The organism is Pseudonocardia sp. N23, assembly GCF_002583555.1.
GTDB lineage: Bacteria > Actinomycetota > Actinomycetes > Mycobacteriales > Pseudonocardiaceae > Pseudonocardia.
In genome coordinates this window covers 509,966-527,404 of sequence record NZ_BEGX01000052.1, presented here as the reverse complement: position 1 = coordinate 527,404, position 17,439 = coordinate 509,966, and the positions used below count along the sequence as shown (strand labels likewise).

Below are 17,439 nucleotides of genomic sequence, written 5' to 3'. Positions count from 1 at the left end.
TGTCGACCCGGCGGGTCGGGGCCGGTCAGACGGACGCGATGAACCCCACCGCACGGTCGAAGGCGTCGATCGCCGCGTCGGTGTCCGCGTCCGGGGTGCCGCCCGCGGCGGCGGAGCGGGCCGCGACCCCCGGCGCCTGCGCGCCCTGCAGGTACAGCCCGACGAACGAGTGCCCGGCTCCCGGAAAGACCAGCCGGGTCACGCGCGGCGAGCGGGCCGCGATCGCGTCGGCGAAGGCGCACGAGGGCCACAGCCGGTCGGCGTCCCCGCAGATCGTGAGGATCGGGCCCACGATCGCGGCGTCGTCGATCGCTGAGCCGTCGACCGTCGCGCCCGGGGCCTGCGGGTCGTCCTGGTGGGCGACCGAGGTGTAGGCGACATCGCGCCCGCCGAGGGTCCACGCCGCCACGTCGGGCGAGGTGCTGCTCGCGTGCACCACCGAGCTGGGCGAGTCGGCGACGACCCCCGCCACCAGGTCCGGGAAGTCGACGGCCAGCAGCTGCGCCACCTCGCTTCCCCGCGAGACACCCCACACGACGATCCGGTGCGGGTCCACCCCCGGCTGTGTGGCCAGCGTCCGCAGCGCCCCGGCGAAATACTCCAGCGGGATGCGGCTCAGCGTCGGCGGGAGGTCGGGCAGCCCGAAGTACGCCACCGCCAGCGCCGGGAAACCCTTGCGCGCCAGCGCCGCGGCCAGCGGGTCGATCATGATCCCGCCCTCCGCCCCGCCGACGACGAGCACCGCGGGCCGCGCCGTCGCCCCGCCGCCGGGCGGCAGGTGCAGCTCGCCGTGGAAGCCTGCGACGGCGGGTCGCTCGTGGACGGCGGAGGGGTCGACGGGCTGTCCGACCGGCGCCGCCGCGCACCCCGCGACGACCAGCGCCGCCGCGAGCATCCCCGCCGCCGCTGCCCTCGCCCCGCGCACGCCCCGGTTCTACCCTGCGGCCCTGTGCCACCCCTGTGAGCCGCTCACGACGACGCGCGCACCTGCGTCCGCGCACCCGGTCCGGGACGGGCGACGGTGCCGCGGTGCGGATCGACCTCGTGCCCGTCCGCGCAGCGCAGCGCGACGTGCACCGGCGCACCGCACCCCCGGTGCTCGACGACGACCGACGGACCCTCGTCGTCGGCGAGGTGGGCGTCGCCCCAGGCCATCAGGGCCAGGACGACCGGCAGCAGGTCCCGCCCCGCGGCCGAGAGCCGGTACTCGTGACGTTCCCGTCGGCCGGGCTCGCGGTAGGGCTCGCGCCGGACGAGCCCGGCGTCGACGAGTGTGGTGAGCCGCCGGGTCAGCACGGTGCGGGCGACGCCGAGATGCGCGGCGAGCTCGTCGAACCGGCGCACGCCGTTGAACAGGTCGCGCAGCAGCACCAGGGTCCAGGCGTCGCCGACGATCGCCGCCGTCCGCGCGACGGAGCAGTTGCCCGTGTCGAGGTCGGCCCATGTCGTCGCTGCGTCCACGCCCGCCATCCTAGCTGGGTTGCTCAGCGATACCCAGGCCTCGTAGAGTCGGGCCCATGTCCGCCCAGCCCGAGGCCCCCGTCCGGTCCCGCACCTACGAGTGGGGCGACCCGCGCCTCACCGCCGCCGCGGCCCGCGTCGACGACGGCCTCACCTTCCTGCGCCGCATCGCCGCAGGCGAGCTCCCGTCCCCGCCGATCGTCGACACCCTGGGGATCACGCTGGTCTCCGTCGACGCCGGCCGCGTCGAGTTCGGGCTCGAACCCGCGGAGTACCACTACAACCCGATCGGCTCGGTCCACGGCGGCGTCTACGCGACGCTGCTCGACTCCGCCGCCGCCTGCGCCGTGCAGTCCCGCCTGCCCGCCGGGGCCTACTACACGAGCCTCGACCTCACCGTGAAGTTCCTGCGCCCCATCACCGACGGCACGGGCCCCGTGCGCTGCGTCGGTGAGGTCCTGCAGCTCGGCGGGCGCACCGCGCTCGCGCAGTCGCAGCTGCTCGACGGTGCCGACCGCCTCCTCGCCCACGCCACCAGCTCCTGCATGATCTTCCGCCCCGCGACCTCCTGACTGCGGCGACGGCCGGACCAGGCGCGGCGACGACCGGATGCGACCTCACTGCTGCCCGAGCGGCTCGGAACAGCCGTGAGGTCCCGCGCGGACGGATGGCCGCAACCCCACGGCTCTGTGGAGCCTCGCGGGCAGCCGTGAGGTTGCGTGCGGTGCGGGACGTGACCCGTCCGGCGGCATGGAGACACGGGGTCAGCGCCTAGCGTCGGAGTGGCCGGTCTCACAGCGGAGTCGAGGCCGGCTGCAGGACCGGTCCGGCGCGGGGCGGGACCGGGTGACCCGGGGAGCGACCATGGCCCGACGAGACATCGAGTTCGACGCCGAGGGCGTCACGCTGCGCGGCTGGTTCTACGGCGGCGACGGGGCATCGGGCCCGGCACCGACCGTCGTCATGGCGCACGGCTTCTCCGCGGTGAAGGAGATGTACCTCGACTCGTTCGCGGAGTCCTTCGCGGCGGCGGGGCTGAACGTGCTGGTGTTCGACAACCGCAACTTCGGGGCCTCCGACGGTGAGCCGCGCCAGGAGATCGACCCCTGGGAGCAGGTGCGCGACTACCGCCACGCCATCACGTACGCGACGACCCTCGACACGGTCGACCCCACCCGCATCGGGATCTGGGGCAGCAGCTACTCCGGCGGGCACGTACTCGTCGTCGGCGCGATCGACCGCAGGGTGAAGGCCGTCGTCGCCCAGGTCCCGCTGGTCAGCGGCTCAGCGAACATCGGGGAGCTGGTGCGGGCCGACTTCCGCGCGGGCTTCCGCGAGATGTTCGACGCCGACCGGGCCGCCCGCTACGCCGGCGACCCGCCCGCGATGGTGCCGGTCGTCGACGCGGACCCGACGGCTCCCTCGGCCCTGCCCACGCCGGACTCCTGGACCTGGTTCACCGAGACCGGCAAGGACCGGGCACCGTCGTGGCGCAACGAGGTGACGCTGCGGACCGTCGAGATGCTGGGCGAGTACGAGCCCGGCACCTACATCGGCCGGATCAGCCCGACGCCGCTGATGATGGTCGTCGCCCGCGGGGACCATCTGACGCCGGCGCACCTCGCGATCGACGCGTACGAGAACGCGCGTGAGCCGAAGCGGCTGGTGATCCTGCCGGGCGGGCACTTCGACGCGTACGTCGACGGTTTCGAAGGCGCCTCCGGCCCGGCGCGCGACTGGTTCGTCGAGCACCTGGGCGGCTGACGCTCCGCGCTCACCGGGCGACACCGAGCGAGTCGTGGGCGTGCTCGTCGTGCACCGGTGACACGCCCGATCGGTGCGGAGGTCAGGTCGTGCGCGGCAGGGCGCCGATGCCGACCTCGCGACACCGCGGGCCCGGGAACGGGTGCACGGTCTGCAGGCCGCAGACGCCGTCGTCGGTGGGGGCCTGGCAGGTCCAGCAGTGATGGCCGCGGCACTGGCAGGGGATCCAGCCGATGAGGACGCGGCGCGGCCCGAAGGTGTGTCCGTCGGGACAGCGGACCGGGCCGATGGGCTCCCAGCGACCGTCGGAACGTTGCACGAGGGTGCCGATGCGTTCGGCGCGTTCGAGGTCGATCCGCTGCCACCAGACGGCGAGGTAGGCCGACCGGCGGTCGCCGGGCTCGTCGCCGGTGCCGTCCCACGGATGTGCCTCGTCGACCCACGTCCGGGCCTCGTGGTCGATGTCGGCGACGAGGTCGGGGCCGCCGAAGTCGCGTGCGTCGCGGAGCAGTTCGTCGTGGAGAGCGCAGATCACCACCAACCCTGGCCCTGCCGCGTGAATCCGGTCAACGCGGCTATCGGAGTGGTTCGCGCTGTGGTGTGTCGCGATCCACAGGTTGTGACCAACCTGTGGATCGACGGCCGACGTGTGAGTGAATCACAATCATGTCACCTACTGTGACGAGTCGCGGGCCTGTGGACAACTCATGATCGAAGTGGGCAGGTCACTGCGCTGAGTGAGAACCGGGGTCGATCACCCGCGGTGACCGTTCACAGCACTGAGACCGCCCGCAACGCCGTGACGACCGCATCGCGGCCGAGCACGACGGCGTCCTCGATGCGGGGCACGTCGGTCGTCAGCCCGCGCACCCCGGCGGAGCGGGCGGGGGAGATCGCCATCAGGTGGGCGTCGCCGCGGTCGGGATGGGCGGCGCCGGCGAGCAGATCGAGGCCGGGCGCGTGACGGCGGACGTCCTGGGTCATCGCGCCGAGGCCGGGGCCGACGACGTCGATACCCCGCGCCCACAGCGGCGGACGCGTTCCGGGATCGGACCGGCGCAGCTTCCCGACGGTGCGGGTGAGCAGGGCACGCACGACCTCGTCGTCGCCGGACAGCCTCGCGGCGGGGCCCCGGCCGGGCGTGGACGGCATGACGTCGATTGTGACGCGGTCCCGGCTCCGGCGGACCGGTCGCCGACCGACGTCACCGCCCCGGGCATGCTGGCCCGCATGGTGGTGGCGTGGGGGTGGCTGCTCGGCGCGATCGCGACGGAGATCGTCGCCACGACGAGCCTCAAACTGTCCGAGGGCTTCACCCGGCCGGTGCCGTCGATCGTCGTCGTCGTGGGGTACGTGGCGGCGTTCGCGTGCCTGTCGCAGGCGTTGAGGACGTTCGAGGTGGGGACGGCGTATGCGCTGTGGTCGGGCATCGGGACGGCCGCGGTCGTCCTGGTCGGCGTGCTGTTCCTGGGGGAGGGGATCAGCCCGGCGAAGGTCGGCGGGGTCGTGCTCGTCATCGCCGGCGTCGTGCTGCTGAACCTGTCGGGAGCGCACTGAACCCGAACGGGCAGAAGGAGACGCGCCCGTGATCGCGCGCCGGTAGGGTCGGCGCCGTGGGTGTGCTCGATGTGGACGTGGACCCGGCAGAAGTCGGCTTCGACGCCGGCCGGCTCGCGCGTGTCGACGCGCATTTCCGCCGGTACGTCGACGACGGCCGGCTCCCGGGCTGGTCGATCGCCGTCGCCCGGAACGGCCGCCTCGCGCACGTCGCGCACTACGGCAGCCGCGACATCGAGTCGGGCCTGCCGGTCGAGCCCGACACGGTGTGGCGCATCTTCTCGATGACCAAGCCGATCACCTCGGTCGCGGCGCTGATGCTCTACGAGGAGGGCGCGCTCGCCCTCACCGACCCGGTGTCGGCGTTCATCCCGTCGTTCGCCGGGCTGCGGGTCTACCGCTCGGGGTCGGCACTCGCCCCGGCGACCGACCCGGTGACCGAGCCTGTGCGGGTGTGGCACCTGCTCACGCACACCTCCGGCCTGACCTACGGGTTCCACCACTCCCACCCCGTCGACGAGATGTACCGGCTGCGTGGTCACGACCTGACCACCCCCGGCGACCTCGACCTCGCCGCCGCGTGCGACCAGTTCGCGTCGCTGCCCCTGTTGTTCCAGCCGGGCACGGAGTGGAACTACGGGGTGTCGACGGACGTGCTGGGCCGCGTCGTCGAGGTCGCGTCGGGCATGTCGCTCGACCGGTTCTTCGCCGACCGCATCCTCGGCCCGCTCGGGATGACCGACACCGCGTTCCAGGTCGCCGACAGCGCGGCCGACCGGCTGGCGACGCTCTACCAGCCCAAGCCCGGTGGCGGCCTCGTGCGCAGCCCGCTCGGCGAGCTGATCACCAAGCCGCCGACGCTGCTCGCCGGCGGCGCGGGCCTCGCCTCGACGCTGCACGACTACCACCGGTTCACCCAGATGCTCGCCGGTGGCGGCGCTCTCGACGACGTCCGCCTGCTCGGCAACCGCACCCTGGCGTACGCCACCCGCAACCACCTGCCCGGCGGGGCCGACCTTGAGACGATCGGGCGGCCGATCTTCGCCGAGTCGACGTACGCGGGCGTCGGCTTCGGGCTGGGCTTCTCCGTCGTCATCGACCCGGCGGTCGGCAAGAGCCTCACCAGCGTCGGCGAGTTCGCCTGGGGCGGACTGGCCTCCACCGCGTTCTACGTCGACCCGGTGGAGGACGTCACCGCGGTGCTGATGACACAGCTGATGCCGTCGAGCACCTACCCCCTGCGCCCGCAGCTGCGTGCGCTCGTGATGCAGGCCCTGGTCGACTAGGCCGGACGGAAGGTGACAGACCATGAGTAACGCCCTGGCCATGACGATCCGGGTGATCGTCGTCGCGGTAGCCCTGTGGGTCGCGACGCTGATCCTCTCCGACATCCGCGTCGGCACCGAGGTCAACCCGAACTCGACGACAGCCTCGACGATCGGCACGCTGGTCGTCGTCGCGATCATCTTCGGCGTCGTGAACGCGGTGCTCAAGCCGATCATCAAGGTGGTCGGCTGCCCGCTCTACGTGCTGACGCTGGGGCTCATCAGCCTCGTCGTCAACGCGCTGCTGCTGTGGCTGGCCGGCTGGATCGCCGGGAAGGTGGGCCTCCCGTTCGCCGTCGACGGCTTCTGGGCGGCGTTCTGGGGCGCGATCATCGTCGGCGTCGTGTCGTTCCTGCTGCACGTGCTGATCCCGGACCGGCTCGACCAGCGCTGACTCCTGCAGGCCCGCGGGGCGATGCCGGGCGTGGGACATGAGCGTCAGCGGTGTCGCTCATGTCCCGGCGCCGGGGTTCAGACCGGCCAGGTCTCGCGGCGCCAGGCGCCGTCCCAGAACATCCATTCGTACCGGGTCGTGGTGTGGAAGTGGCGGCGCATGCGCTCGATCTCGGCCGGGCCGGCGGTCTCGCCGATCCGGTCGGTGACGGCGAGGACGGCGTCGACGACGGACTGGAACTCCTCGTCGCCGTACATGGCGATCCACCGGGCGTAGAGGGGGTCGGGGGAGCTGCGGGCGTAGAGCTCGGCGCCGACCTTCGCGTAGATCCAGTAGCACGGGAGCACGGTGGCGACGGCCTCGCCGTAGGACCCGCCGTGCGCGACGGCGAGCAGGTAGCTCAGGTAGGCCTGCGTCGCGGGGGCGACGGGTTCCTTCGCGGCGGCCTCGGCGGTGGTGCCCAGGGCGTCGACCAGGGCGGCGTGCATGCCCTGCTCGGCGGCGACGGCGCTGGTGGCGCTCGTCGCGAACATGACGGTCTCGTCGTCGGTGGGTGCCTTGGCGGCGCAGGCCGCGAGGGCCTTGGAGTAGCCGCGCAGGTAGTGGGAGTCCTGCACGATGTAGTGCCGGAACGACTCGTGGGGCAGTGACCCGTCGGTCAGGCCGGTCACGAAGGGGTGCGCGAGGACCTTGGCGTAGACGTCCTCGACGTCGGACCACAGCATTTCGGTGAGGCTCACGTGCACGAATCTAGATCGGCTCCCGCGGAGCCTCCGACCGGTCGTTGATCATTTGTGCAGGTCGTGGCGGTGCAACCGCGCTCCGTGCGCACAGTGTGAGATACTCGTCACTCCATGGGGTCGGTCATGCCACGGCGTTGCAGGGGTGGGCGACCATGGCCGAGAGGGTGCGTTTCAGCGTCGAGGCGCTCGTCCGTACGTGTCACGTCGACGGCGAGGAGTGCAAGTGAGCCCGATGGACCACCACGAGAAGATGCGGTTGCGCGCCGCGGCGTTCCGGGCGACCCGGCTGTACCCCGGGCCGGTCGGCGAGATGATCTCCAAGGAGCTTCTCACCTGGGAGGAGTTCGGCTACCGGTTGGGCGGCGCCCAGCTGATCAGCCGGCTCGTCGACCACGTACTGAAGACCCCGCTGGCGACGCAGGGCGAAGCGGCGGCCTGACCTTCCGGTCACCTCACCGACCGGACAGCTCCGGCCGTCCGGTCGGGCAGCACCGTCCGGGAGTACGCAGGACCAACCGGGATTTCACGGGCCCGGCCGGAGCACGCGCCACGCACGACGCCGTCGCCGGGACGCGCCGGTGACGGAGCGTCGTTACGGGGCGCCCAGTGTCATGCCCGCGTTCGCGGCGTCGCCGGCCGGTGCGGCGTCGCCGGCCGGTGCGGCGTTGTCGGTCGAGGCCCCGATGGCTGTCGACACGACGACGATCGCCGCGAACGAGACCACGGTCCCGAGCCGGCCGACGACGTCCACGATGGTCCCGACACGGCTCCGTGTCCGGACGGCCCCGACCGTCCGAACGCTCACGACGCCGCTCCCCAGTGACGTCGAGGCCGACGGAGCCGGCCGGGTCCGCGCGTCCACCACGAGGTGGGCCGGCGGAACGATTCGCTGGGTGGGCACGTCCATGAACGAGCGGGGCGCGGGAACCGGGCGTGCCTGGCTCGGGGCGACCTGCGTCGTCATGGCGGACCACCTCTCTGGGGGAGCGCGGCCACCAGAGAGGCGACCGCCTGTGCGGGTCCCGTGGGGCTCCCCGGGTGTCCGTACGTGATGCATGTCGTCGTCGCGAGCGAGACTGTTAGCGCTGATCACCCTATCGGGGTCGTTGGTCCCGGAACGGACCGACCTGCGGCGCTCCCGGGTGTCGCCCCGCCGTGAGGCGCTCGCGCAACGTCCGTTTCAGCACCTTGCCCGCCGCCGACACCGGGATCTCGTCGACGAGAACGATCTCCCGGAGCCGTTTGTAGGGTGTGACCTGGGCGTTCACCCGCTCGACGAGTGCCTGCGCCCCCGCGGGGTCGAGGCCCGGCGCGACGACGAAGGCCACCGGCAGCTCGCCGACGTCGGCCTGCGGGCGCCCGACGACCGCCGCCCCGGTGACGCCGGGCTGCGCGTGCAGCAGCTCCTCGAGCTCGCGGGGGTACACGTTGTACCCCTTGTAGATCAGCATGTCCTTCTGCCGGTCGACGATGCGCAGATAGCCGTCCTCGTCGAGGACGCCGACGTCACCGGTGTGCAGCCAGCCGCCGGTGAGCGTCGCCGCAGTCTCCTCCGGGCGGTTGCGGTAGCCCCGCATGACCTGTGGGCCGCGGATGCAGACCTCGCCCTCGGCGCCGGCGGGCGCCTCGGCGCCGTCCGGGCCGAGGATCGCGATCTCGGTGTCGGGCACCGGTGGTCCCACCGTCCCCGGCTTGCGGACGGCCGTGCGTGCCGACGGCCCGATCGTCGCGCCCATCGTCACCTCGGTGAGCCCGTAGCCCTCGGCGATGACGACGTCGTCACCGAGCCGGGCGCGCAACCCGCCGATGATCTCGACGGGCAGGGGCGCCGCCCCGGAGCTGAGCCCGCGCACGGAGGTGAGGTCGCGTGTGGCGAGGTCGGGGTGGCGCAGCAGCGCGGCGTAGAGCGGTGGGGCGCCGGACAGCGTCGTCGCCCGGAAGCGTTCGACGTCGGCGAGGTAGGCGGCGGGTTCGAAGCGTTCGTGCAGGACCATCGTCGTCCCCGACAGCACCGGGACGTTCAGGCCGCCGATCGTGCCCATCGCGTGGAACCACGGCGCCAGGCAGATCGACACCCCCGTGCCCAGGCGCGTCGGGTGCTCCTCGGGCGGGCTGGTCTGCTCGATCCACAGCCCACCTGCGTCGTCGACCCGGCTGACCGCGCCGGCGCCACCGCACGCGTACTGCAGGACGTTGGCGACGACGTTGCGGTGCGTCAGCTGCACCGCCTTCGACCGGCCCGTGGTCCCGCCGGTGTAGGAGAGGTGCGCGAGATCGGTGGCGGGCACGGTGTCGGCGTCGGGCGGCGTGGTCGGGGCGCCGGCGTGGAAGTCCTCGAAGTCGACGGTGCGGTCCGGCAGCGCGGGGCGGTGCGCCGGGTCGACGCCCTGCTCGCGGTCGGTGACCAGGACCAGCTCCACCGGCGTCCGGTCCTGCACCGCGAGCAGCGCGGGCGCGACCGGCGCCCACGTCAGCGCGGTCCGGGCGCCGGAGTCGGCGAGCTGGGAGCCCAGGTCGTCGGGCGGCAGCAGCGGGTTGGCCGGGGTGAACGTGGCGCCCGCGAGCAGGACGCCGAAGTAGGCGACGGCGTACTGCGGGCAGTTGGGAAGGTGGATCGCGACGGCATCGCCGCGGCCGACCCCGTTCGCGCGCAACGCGTTGGCGAACGCGCAGGCCCGCGCGTACAGCCCGGCGTACGACAGCTCACGGCCCTGGTAGTGGATCACGACGCGGTCGTCGAACCGGCGCGCCGACCCGGCGAGGACGGCCCCGACGGGCACGTCCGGGTACTCCAGCCGCACCGCCGACCGGGCGCTCATCGCACACCTCCCGCCGTGAACGCCACGGGCAGCGCCTTGACACCGTTGATGAACATCGATCGCAGCCGGCTCGGCGGGGCCGTGGTGTGGATGTCGGGCACCCGCGTCAACAGCTCGCGGAACATCACCGACATCTCCCGGCGCGCCAGGTGCGCGCCCAGGCAGAAGTGCGGGCCCGGCCCGCCGAACCCCACGTGCGGGTTCGGGTCGCGGCGCACGTCGAACCGGTCGGGGTCGGTGAAGTGTGCCGGATCGCGGTTGGCGGCCCAGTAGAACAGCGCGACCTTGTCGCCCTCCCGCATCGCCGTCCCGCCCAGCTCCGTGTCCTGCGTGCAGGTGCGGCGCATGAAGATCACCGGCGACGCCAGCCGCACGATCTCGTCGACGGCCGTCGGCGTCACCCCGTCGACGTCGGCGAGCCACACGTCGCGCTGGTCCGGGTTCTCCGTCAGCAGGTGCAGGCCCCAGGAGATCGCGTTGCGGGTGGTCTCGTTGCCCGCGACGACGAGGAGGATGAAGAAGCTCGCCAGCTCGTCGGGGGTGAGCCGCTCGCCGTCGATCTCCGCGTTGACCAGCGCGGACGTGACGTCGTCGGTGGGGTCCTGCGCCCGCTTCGCCCCGAGGTCGCGCATCAGCTCGGCGAGCCCGCCCGCCGCGGTGAGGATCGCGGTGACGATGTCGCTGCCCTCGGGCACGTAGTCGGGGTCGCCCGCGCCGAGCACGACGTTGGAGGCGTCGAACACGAAGTCGTACTGGCTCGCCGGCACCCCCATCAGGTCGCAGACGATCGTCATCGGCAGCCGGGCCGCGATGTCGGTGACGGCGTCGCACTCGCCGCGGTCGATCACCTCGTCGACGATCCGGCGGGCCGTGGCGGCGACGTCCTCGGTGAGCCGGGCGAGCCGTCGTGGGGTGAAGCCGCGGGACACGATGCGGCGCAACCGGGCGTGCCGCGGGTCGTCCATGCCGATCATCGAGCCGAAGAACTCGACGAACTCCGCCGGCATGTCCGGGATCGACGTCGAGCCCCTGCCCGAGCAGAACACCTGCGGTGCCCGGCTGGCGGCGAGCACGTCGTCGAGGCGGGTGACGGCGTGGAAGCCGCCGTCGGGGTCGCGCCACGGCGAGTCCGGCTCCGGATGGAACGACAGCGGATCGCGGGCGCGCAGCTCGGCGAACGCCGCTGCGCGGGCGGGGATCGGGGCGGCCCAGAAGCCGTCGAGATCCGAGAGGTCGATCCCGGTCACGCCCCGGCCGGAGCGCGTCACGTCGGTCGGCGTCATCGCCGTCCTCCCGTACTGGTGTGAGCAGTCGCTCACCGAGCATAGTTACTCGCGGGTACAGGCGGGCGGTCAGGGACCGAGCAGACCTCGCGACCAGGCCAGCGACACCGCCTCGGTGCGGCTCGCGGCGCCCAGCTTGGCCATCACCCGGGACAGGTGGACGCTGACGGTCTTCTCGCTGATGAACAGCTCGGCGCCGACCTGCCGGTTGGTCCGCCCGCCCGCGACCAGCTCCAGCACCGACCGCTCGCGCGGGGTGAGGACGTCACGTACGGGAGCGGAACCGTCGGTCGCTGCGAGTGCCACCCCGGCCCGGTCGGCCAGGTCGCGGACCGCGGCGGCCAGCGGCGCCGCACCGAGCTCGGTCGCGGTCGCGAGGGCGCGGCGGAGCTCGTCGGCGGCCTCGGCGCGGCGGACCGGCTCGCCCCCTCCGCCGCTCCCTCCGCCGCTCCCTCCGCCGCCCCCGACGACGGCGCCGGTATCGGGGGGCGCGCCCAGCAGCAGCGCCTCCGCCCGCCGGCGACGGGCCAGCGCCTGCCGGTAGCGGTCGCCGTACCCGAACGCCTCGACGACGTCCGCCCATCGCTGCGGCGCCTCGACGTCGCCGCGGGCGCGGGCCAGCTCCGCCTCGATCCGGGCCAGCCACGCCAGCCCCTCGACGCCCAGCTGCGCTCCCCGCGGGGTGCCCTTCGCGGCCGCCTCCCGCCCCGCTGCGGCCAGCTCGCAGGCCCCGGTCACCGCCTCGCCGCGATCCATCGTGCCGCCGGCGGCGAGGTCGGCGAAGGCGGCGACGCCGATGGCGCACAGCATGATCCCGGCCAGATGGTGCGGATCCCAGGCCAGCAGGCCCTCGCGGGCGGAGGCGATGCGCTCGAGCGCCCGCCGCGGCTCCCCGCGCCACAGCGCCGACTCCGCGCCGGCCTGCCCGAGCAGCAGGAGCACCTGGTCGTCGGTGGGACGGGTGGCCGACAACCCCGAGAGCCGGCGCTCCGCCGCGTCGAACCGGCCCCGTCCCACCTCGGTGAGCAACGCCGCCGCGGCCACCCGCGTGGCCACCGTCTCCGACACCGCGGCCACGCCCATCCGCGCCGACGCCTCCGCGTCGTCCCAGTCGCCCCGCATGTGGGCGGCCAGCACGTGCGCCACCCGCAGCTCCAGCCCGTAGCTGCTCCACGTCGTCCCGGTCGCGACGGCCCGTTCCTCACCCGCGGCGAACTCGGCGGCCGCCTCCCCGAGCCGGCCCGCGTCGAGCAGGGAGATGCCGGTGTTGAAGAACGTCCGCAGCTCGACGCCCAGGTTTCCCGAGGTCCGCGCCAGCTCCTTGGCCTCGGCCAGCCGGCCGCGCGCCGCCTCGTCGCGCCCCAGCGCCTCCTCGCACACCGAGAGCGTGACCAGCGCGTCGGCCTGCGCGGCGACGGCGTCGTCGTGTCCGTCGAGCCCGCGCTCGACGACCTCACACGCCACCTGCAACGCCACGTAGGCCCGGCTGCCGGCGTCGGCGATGTCGTCGAGCCGCATCGCCGACCGGGCCGCGACCGCGTGCGCCCACGCCAGGTCACCCGACGGCGGTGCGTCCGCGTACAGCTCCAGCGCCTCGCCGACGACGCGCCGCGGCTCCTCACCCTCACCCAGCTCCAGCATCCGCAACGCGTAGCGGACGCGCAGGTCGGCCGCCTGGAGCGGGTCGTGCTCGCGGTCGGCCAGCTCGACGGACCGCCGCGCCAGCGCCACCCCGCGGTCGGGGTCGCCCGTGGCCGCGGCCGCCCATGCCGCCCACCGCGTGATCGTGATCTCGGTGGCGCCGGTGACCTCGTGCGCGTCGGGCACCGCCGCCCAGAGGCTCAGCGCCCGCTCGGCATGCAGCAGCACCTCGGCCGGGCCGCCGCGCCGGTCGGCCTCGTCGGCTGCGCGCACCGACGCCGACAACGCCAACGGCAGGTCGTGCGCCGCGAGCGCGTGATGGGCGAGCTCGGCGACGGCGCCCGGCTCGTCGCGGTCCCCGCCCGGGGACAGCAGCGCGGCGAACGCGGCGTGCAGCCTGCTGCGCTCACCGGGCAGCAGGTCCTGGTAGACGGCCTCGTGCAGCAGGGCGTGCCGGAACACGTAGGTGTCCGACGCCGTGACCGACCGGCCACCCGGCTCCGGCACCAGGATGTGGTGCGCGACGGTGGAGCGCAGCGCTGTCTCCAGCTCGTCGACACCCAGGTCGAGCACCGCCGCCAGCCGGTCGTGCCGCACCCGCCGGCCCGCCACCGACGCCGCCCGCAGCACCCGCCGCGCCTCCGGGGTGACCCGGTCGAGCCGGGCCAGCAACACCTCGGCCAGCCCGTCGGGCACCCCCTCGTCGGAGGCTGAGACGAGCTCCTCGGCGAAGAACGCGTTGCCCTCGCTGCGCCGGGCGATCCGGGCGATCTCCTGGTCGGTCAACGCGCCGTCGGCGAGCTCGCGGACCAGCTCCTCCGCGTCGGCGACCCCGAGTGCGCCCAGCTCCACGCGGGCCACCGCGGGCAGCCGCACCAGCTCGGCGAGCAAGGGGCGCAACGGGTGCCGACGGTGCAGGTCGTCGCCCCGGTAGCTCGCCATCACCAGCAGCCGCTGCGCTCCCAGCCGCGAGGCGAGGAACACCAGCAGGTCGCGGCTGGACGTGTCGGCCCAGTGGACGTCCTCCAGCACCAGCAGCACCGGGTCCTGCGCCGAGCGCTGCTCCAACACCGACAGCACCGCGTCGAACACCCGCAGCTGACCGAGGTCGCGCTCGCCGGCGCTGACCTCCTCCCGGGGCCGCGACCCCGGCAGCAGCCGGTGCAGCGGCGGATGGGCGTCGACCAGATCCGGACGGTCGGTGGCCAGGACGCGCAACGCCTCGGTGAACGGCAGGTACGGCAGTGTGGCCTCGCCCGTGTCCAGGCACCGTCCGGTGAGGACGGCGAACCCGGCCGCGTGCGCCCTGCCGACGGTCTCGGCGACCAGCCGTGTCTTCCCGACCCCGGCTTCGCCCGCCAGCAGGACGGCACCAGCCGTCCCGGCGGCGGCCGCGTCGAGAGCGGCGGAGAGTGCGCGCAGCTCGTCACGGCGGCCGACCAGCGGGATCCCGACGCCCAGCCGCGGCACGTCGCTCATGCTCGCACGGCACCCCGACGTTTCCCGTCCCTGTTTCCGGTGGCGTCCCTGTTTCCGGTGGCGTCCCTGTCCCGCGTGGCGTCCCTGTCCCGCGTGGCGTCCCTGTCCCGCGTGGCGCCGTCGTCCCCGCGGGTGTCCCCGTCGTGGGTGGCGCCCGGCCGGGCGCCACCCGGCCGGGCGGCGACCGGCGGGACGGGAACAGGTCCCTCACGGACCGGCGCAGAGCCCGCTCCTGCCGCGCGGCGCCGTCGGCGACGGGCCGCGCGGGCGAGGCGGGCGAGCCGGAACGCGGCGGCGTCGGCGAGGAGCCGGTCGCGGTGGACGAACATCTCCGCTTCGAAATGACGGCTGACCAACATGACTCCACGGTCGTGCTGAGGCCCCGGTCCGGGCATCGGGCGTCGACCCCGTACTCGCCGGGTCGGGCCCTCAGTCGTCCCGGACCTGCCACCCACCCGGGGTAAGGGGCCCTCAGTCCGGGGGCGGCAGCAGCCCGCGGCGGTACGCGGCGACGAGTCGCCGGGGCACGAGGTGGCGCCTGCCGCCGAGGACGATCGGCACGAGCCCGGGCGCGGTCGCCTTCCACCGAGCCCGGCGGTTGCGGGTGTTGGCGCGCGACATCCGTCGCTTCGGGACGGCCATCAGCGGTGTCCTCCTCGGTCGGAACGGTTCGGGGCCGGTGCATGTGCGGCGGTGGTGTCGCAGGGGTCGGTGTGCCACCACCCGAAGGGGTCGGGCAGCGCGGCCCACGAGTCCGGGCCGCCGGCGAGCTCGTCGTCGGTGAGCAGTGCGGCGTGCAGTGCGGCGTCGATCGGCTCGGAGCGCGCGCCGTCGGAGAGGACGACGACGTCCTGTGCGCGGTCGCCGAACCGCTCGTCCCAGCCGGCGGCGGCGAGCGCGACACGCTGCGGGTCGGCGGCCTCCCACACGTCGGGGCCGGTGTCGGCGAGCCAGCTCCCGGCGTGCCCGATCTGCAGCCCGCCGCCCGCCGACTCGAGCCACAGCACGTCGGCGGGCCGGGTTGCGAGCCACACCCGGCCGCGGGTGCGGACGACGCCGTCGAGAAGCACGTCGATCGCCTCGTGCAGCCGTTCGGGATGGAACGGCCGGCGCGCGGTGAAGACGTGCAGGGCGAGGCCGCAGTCCTCGTCGAGCGGGGGTGCGCCGCGCAGCAACGGGGCGTGCACGTCGTCGACGCGTCCGCGGCGGGCGTCGGCGGGCAGGTCGTGCAGGGCGAGCAGGCCGGGGTCGGCGGCGACGGCGGCGAGCGTGGCCCGGCGGGCGGTGGGGGCGAGGCGGGCGAGGGCGGCGTGGGTACGGGCGAGCGTCCAGCCGGGCGCGGTCCCGCCGAGGACGAGCAGGTCGGCGAACTCGGCCTGCCCGGTGACGACCTGCGCGACGGTCCGTTCGTCGTCGGGCAGCCGGCCGACGTCGCGGTCGTCGAGCTCGGCGTCGCCGGTCGCGTCGTCGAGCCATCGTGGCGAGTCGACGGCGGTGACGACGCCGCGCAGGTCGAGGACGTCGGTGACGACGGCGCGTCCGCCGTCGGGGGTGTCGGCGAGGACGTGGGCGAGCGCCCAGCAGACCTGTTCCGGTTCGAGGACCGGGTCGAGGTGCAGGACGACGCGGGCGGCGGTACCGGCGTGGCGCAGGAGCCCGGGCAGGAGGTCCTCGCGCAGCGTGCAGGAGACGCAGCCGTGGGCGAGCCGCACGTCGGTGCGGGTGTCGGTACTGCTGGTGCGGACCCGGCGGCGGACCAGGCCGGTGGCGACGTCGCGCAGGTCGTGCCCGACCACGACGGTCCCGGGGTCGGCGAGCAGCAGGCCGGCGATGCGTTCGGTGGTATCGCGGGGGAGGCCGGCGAGCACGAGCAGCTCGGTGCGGCGGGGTGCGCGCGGGTCGGGTGGCACGGGTTCCTCCTCGGGGGTGACGTCCTGTGTACTGTAGATGAAAATGATTCTCGTTTTTAGGAGGGTGCATGGCGAGGACGGAATCGAGGCCGATCGTGCGGCTTCGCTCCACTGCCGGGACGGGCACGACCTACGTGACCCGCAAGAACCGGCGCAACGACCCCGACCGCATGGTGCTGCGCAAGTACGACCCCAAGGTCCGCCGGCACGTCGACTTCCGCGAGGAGCGCTGATGGCGGCCCCCGCCCGCCGTCCACGCCCACCGCGACGGAAGGCGAACCCGCTGCACGCCCGGGGCATCGAGGAGGTCGACTGGAAGGACACCGCGCTGCTCCGGACGTTCGTGTCCGACCGCGGCAAGATCCGCGCCCGCCGCGTCACCGGACTGACTCCACGTCAGCAGCGGCAGGTGGCCGTCGCGATCAGGAACGCCCGCGAGATGGCGCTGCTGCCCTACGCGGGCACCGGGCGGGGGTGAGCACGTGTCCCGTCGCTGCGACCTGACCGGGCGCGAGCCCGGCTTCGGCCGCTCGGTCTCGCACTCCCACGTGCGAACGAGCCGCCGGTTCGACCCCAACGTCCAGCGCAAGCGGTACTGGCTGGCCTCGGAGGGCCGGCACGTGCGGCTGCGCCTGTCGACCGACGCCATCCGCACGATCGACCGCATCGGCATCGAGGCGGCCGTCGCCCGCATCCGGGCCCGGGGAGGGAAGGTCTGATGGCGAGCACCGCCAAGATCGCCGCCAACGAGCGACGCAAGGTCGTCGTGGCGCGTCACGCCGAGCGCCGCGCGGAGCTGAAGCGGGTCCTCGCCGCGCCGACGTCCACAGCGGAGGTGCGCGACGCGGCCCGTCGCGAGCTGTCCCGGCAGCCGCGTGACGCGAGTGCCACGAGGGTGCGCAACCGTGATGCCGTCGACGGCAGGCCCCGCGGGTACCTGCGGGCGTTCGGCGTCTCCCGGGTGCGGCTGCGTGAGCTGGCCCACGACGGATTCCTGCCGGGAGTGCGCAAGTCGTCCTGGTGACGGGCCGCGTTCCGGGCGTCGCGTAGCCCTCCCGGAACG

General features: G+C 74.0%; 21 protein-coding genes. 10 read left to right on the top strand and 11 right to left on the bottom strand.

Translation table 11 applies throughout. The annotated features are described in order from the left end of the window. Positions 1–25: 25 nt before the first annotated feature. Positions 26–925 carry a S9 family peptidase gene (locus TOK_RS16110; protein ID WP_141566413.1) on the bottom strand — a complete coding sequence of 300 codons (900 nt, stop codon included), beginning with the start codon at positions 923–925 and terminating at the stop codon, positions 26–28. A gap of 44 nt (positions 926–969) precedes the next feature. Further along, the gene (locus TOK_RS16105; RefSeq protein WP_253258407.1) at positions 970–1,461 is read right to left on the bottom strand and encodes a helix-turn-helix domain-containing protein; all 492 of its coding nucleotides are present in this window, start codon (positions 1,459–1,461) and stop codon (positions 970–972) included. A 56-nt stretch (positions 1,462–1,517) separates the two neighbouring features. On the opposite strand from TOK_RS16105, the gene TOK_RS16100 reads away from it, so the two are divergent. Beyond that, the gene (locus TOK_RS16100; protein ID WP_098958634.1) at positions 1,518–2,033 is read left to right on the top strand and encodes a PaaI family thioesterase; all 516 of its coding nucleotides are present in this window, start codon (positions 1,518–1,520) and stop codon (positions 2,031–2,033) included. Positions 2,034–2,325: 292 nt separating this feature from the next. After that, positions 2,326–3,225: an alpha/beta hydrolase gene (locus TOK_RS16095; RefSeq protein ID WP_098958633.1), complete on the top strand. Its 900-nt coding sequence runs from the start codon at positions 2,326–2,328 to the stop codon at positions 3,223–3,225. An 82-nt stretch (positions 3,226–3,307) separates the two neighbouring features. Here TOK_RS16095 and TOK_RS16090 read toward each other — a convergent pair whose 3' ends face one another. Then, positions 3,308–3,760: a hypothetical protein gene (locus TOK_RS16090; RefSeq protein WP_141566412.1), complete on the bottom strand. Its 453-nt coding sequence runs from the start codon at positions 3,758–3,760 to the stop codon at positions 3,308–3,310. A 236-nt stretch (positions 3,761–3,996) separates the two neighbouring features. Continuing rightward, a complete protein-coding gene (locus TOK_RS16085; protein ID WP_216361980.1) occupies positions 3,997–4,377 on the bottom strand; it encodes a hypothetical protein in 381 nt (126 codons plus the stop codon). A 66-nt stretch (positions 4,378–4,443) separates the two neighbouring features. Here TOK_RS16085 and TOK_RS16080 point away from each other — a divergent pair, with 66 nt between their 5' ends. Genes TOK_RS16080 through TOK_RS16070 form a run of 3 tightly spaced genes read left to right on the top strand, consistent with a single transcriptional unit; the run spans position 4,444 to position 6,501 of the window. Beyond that, positions 4,444–4,782, top strand: coding sequence for a multidrug efflux SMR transporter (locus tag TOK_RS16080; protein ID WP_305775563.1), 339 nt, complete (start codon positions 4,444–4,446; stop codon positions 4,780–4,782). Positions 4,783–4,838: 56 nt separating this feature from the next. Further along, complete coding sequence (locus tag TOK_RS16075) at positions 4,839–6,068, top strand: serine hydrolase (protein WP_098958631.1); 1,230 nt, start codon at positions 4,839–4,841, stop codon at positions 6,066–6,068. A 22-nt stretch (positions 6,069–6,090) separates the two neighbouring features. Next, positions 6,091–6,501, top strand: a complete 411-nt coding sequence (locus TOK_RS16070) for a phage holin family protein (RefSeq protein ID WP_216361979.1) — start codon at positions 6,091–6,093, stop codon at positions 6,499–6,501. 77 nt (positions 6,502–6,578) lie between these two features. Here TOK_RS16070 and tenA read toward each other — a convergent pair whose 3' ends face one another. Then, a complete protein-coding gene (tenA, locus tag TOK_RS16065; protein ID WP_098958736.1) occupies positions 6,579–7,241 on the bottom strand; it encodes a thiaminase II in 663 nt (220 codons plus the stop codon). A gap of 235 nt (positions 7,242–7,476) precedes the next feature. Here tenA and TOK_RS16060 point away from each other — a divergent pair, with 235 nt between their 5' ends. Beyond that, a complete protein-coding gene (locus TOK_RS16060) occupies positions 7,477–7,683 on the top strand; it encodes a hypothetical protein (RefSeq protein ID WP_172457598.1) in 207 nt (68 codons plus the stop codon). A gap of 153 nt (positions 7,684–7,836) precedes the next feature. Here the strand turns inward: TOK_RS16060 and TOK_RS31740 are convergent, their stop codons facing one another. The 6 genes from TOK_RS31740 to mrf all read right to left on the bottom strand — a co-directional run bounded on the left by TOK_RS31740 (position 7,837) and on the right by mrf (position 16,376). Continuing rightward, positions 7,837–8,049, bottom strand: coding sequence for a hypothetical protein (locus TOK_RS31740; RefSeq protein WP_141566411.1), 213 nt, complete (start codon positions 8,047–8,049; stop codon positions 7,837–7,839). Between the two features lie 289 nt (positions 8,050–8,338). Beyond that, positions 8,339–10,063 (bottom strand): class I adenylate-forming enzyme family protein, encoded by a 1,725-nt coding sequence (locus TOK_RS16050; RefSeq protein WP_098958628.1) that lies wholly within the window; start codon positions 10,061–10,063, stop codon positions 8,339–8,341. Next, entirely contained in the window at positions 10,060–11,346 is a 1,287-nt protein-coding gene (locus tag TOK_RS16045; protein ID WP_098958627.1) for a cytochrome P450, read from the bottom strand. The genes TOK_RS16050 and TOK_RS16045 overlap by 4 nt, the downstream gene beginning before the upstream one ends. A gap of 69 nt (positions 11,347–11,415) precedes the next feature. Further along, positions 11,416–14,466 carry a helix-turn-helix transcriptional regulator gene (locus TOK_RS34920; protein WP_098958626.1) on the bottom strand — a complete coding sequence of 1,017 codons (3,051 nt, stop codon included), beginning with the start codon at positions 14,464–14,466 and terminating at the stop codon, positions 11,416–11,418. 471 nt (positions 14,467–14,937) lie between these two features. Next, positions 14,938–15,108 carry a 50S ribosomal protein L32 gene (rpmF, locus tag TOK_RS16030; protein WP_098958624.1) on the bottom strand — a complete coding sequence of 57 codons (171 nt, stop codon included), beginning with the start codon at positions 15,106–15,108 and terminating at the stop codon, positions 14,938–14,940. Next, a complete protein-coding gene (gene mrf / locus TOK_RS16025) occupies positions 15,108–16,376 on the bottom strand; it encodes a ribosome hibernation factor-recruiting GTPase MRF (RefSeq protein ID WP_098958623.1) in 1,269 nt (422 codons plus the stop codon). The genes rpmF and mrf overlap by 1 nt, the downstream gene beginning before the upstream one ends. A 68-nt stretch (positions 16,377–16,444) precedes the next feature. Here mrf and rpmG point away from each other — a divergent pair, with 68 nt between their 5' ends. From rpmG to rpsN, 4 genes are read left to right on the top strand one after another with little or no spacing between them, the layout of a single operon-like run. Then, positions 16,445–16,609 carry a 50S ribosomal protein L33 gene (rpmG, locus tag TOK_RS16020; RefSeq protein ID WP_098958622.1) on the top strand — a complete coding sequence of 55 codons (165 nt, stop codon included), beginning with the start codon at positions 16,445–16,447 and terminating at the stop codon, positions 16,607–16,609. Continuing rightward, entirely contained in the window at positions 16,609–16,854 is a 246-nt protein-coding gene (rpsR, locus tag TOK_RS16015) for a 30S ribosomal protein S18 (RefSeq protein WP_098958621.1), read from the top strand. The genes rpmG and rpsR overlap by 1 nt, the downstream gene beginning before the upstream one ends. 4 nt (positions 16,855–16,858) lie before the next feature. Continuing rightward, the gene (gene rpmB, locus TOK_RS16010) at positions 16,859–17,095 is read left to right on the top strand and encodes a 50S ribosomal protein L28 (protein ID WP_098958620.1); all 237 of its coding nucleotides are present in this window, start codon (positions 16,859–16,861) and stop codon (positions 17,093–17,095) included. Next, on the top strand, positions 17,095–17,400 hold the full coding sequence (rpsN, locus tag TOK_RS16005; RefSeq protein ID WP_098958619.1) for a 30S ribosomal protein S14: 306 nt from the start codon (positions 17,095–17,097) through the stop codon (positions 17,398–17,400). The genes rpmB and rpsN overlap by 1 nt, the downstream gene beginning before the upstream one ends. Positions 17,401–17,439 lie beyond the last annotated feature (39 nt).

Bases quoted from the DNA above. Each gene is read 5' to 3' on its own strand.
- TOK_RS16100 (WP_098958634.1), top strand. From the start codon at position 1,518: ATGTCCGCCCAGCCCGAGGCCCCCGTCCGGTCCCGCACCTACGAGTGG.
- TOK_RS16095 (WP_098958633.1), top strand. From the start codon at position 2,326: ATGGCCCGACGAGACATCGAGTTCGACGCCGAGGGCGTCACGCTGCGC.
- TOK_RS16085 (WP_216361980.1), bottom strand. From the start codon at position 4,377: ATGCCGTCCACGCCCGGCCGGGGCCCCGCCGCGAGGCTGTCCGGCGAC.
- TOK_RS16080 (WP_305775563.1), top strand. From the start codon at position 4,444: ATGCTGGCCCGCATGGTGGTGGCGTGGGGGTGGCTGCTCGGCGCGATC.
- TOK_RS16070 (WP_216361979.1), top strand. From the start codon at position 6,091: ATGAGTAACGCCCTGGCCATGACGATCCGGGTGATCGTCGTCGCGGTA.
- TOK_RS16060 (WP_172457598.1), top strand. From the start codon at position 7,477: ATGGACCACCACGAGAAGATGCGGTTGCGCGCCGCGGCGTTCCGGGCG.
- TOK_RS16050 (WP_098958628.1), bottom strand. From the start codon at position 10,063: ATGAGCGCCCGGTCGGCGGTGCGGCTGGAGTACCCGGACGTGCCCGTC.
- TOK_RS16045 (WP_098958627.1), bottom strand. From the start codon at position 11,346: ATGACGCCGACCGACGTGACGCGCTCCGGCCGGGGCGTGACCGGGATC.
- TOK_RS34920 (WP_098958626.1), bottom strand. From the start codon at position 14,466: ATGAGCGACGTGCCGCGGCTGGGCGTCGGGATCCCGCTGGTCGGCCGC.
- rpmF (WP_098958624.1), bottom strand. From the start codon at position 15,108: ATGGCCGTCCCGAAGCGACGGATGTCGCGCGCCAACACCCGCAACCGC.
- rpmG (WP_098958622.1), top strand. From the start codon at position 16,445: ATGGCGAGGACGGAATCGAGGCCGATCGTGCGGCTTCGCTCCACTGCC.
- rpsR (WP_098958621.1), top strand. From the start codon at position 16,609: ATGGCGGCCCCCGCCCGCCGTCCACGCCCACCGCGACGGAAGGCGAAC.
- rpsN (WP_098958619.1), top strand. From the start codon at position 17,095: ATGGCGAGCACCGCCAAGATCGCCGCCAACGAGCGACGCAAGGTCGTC.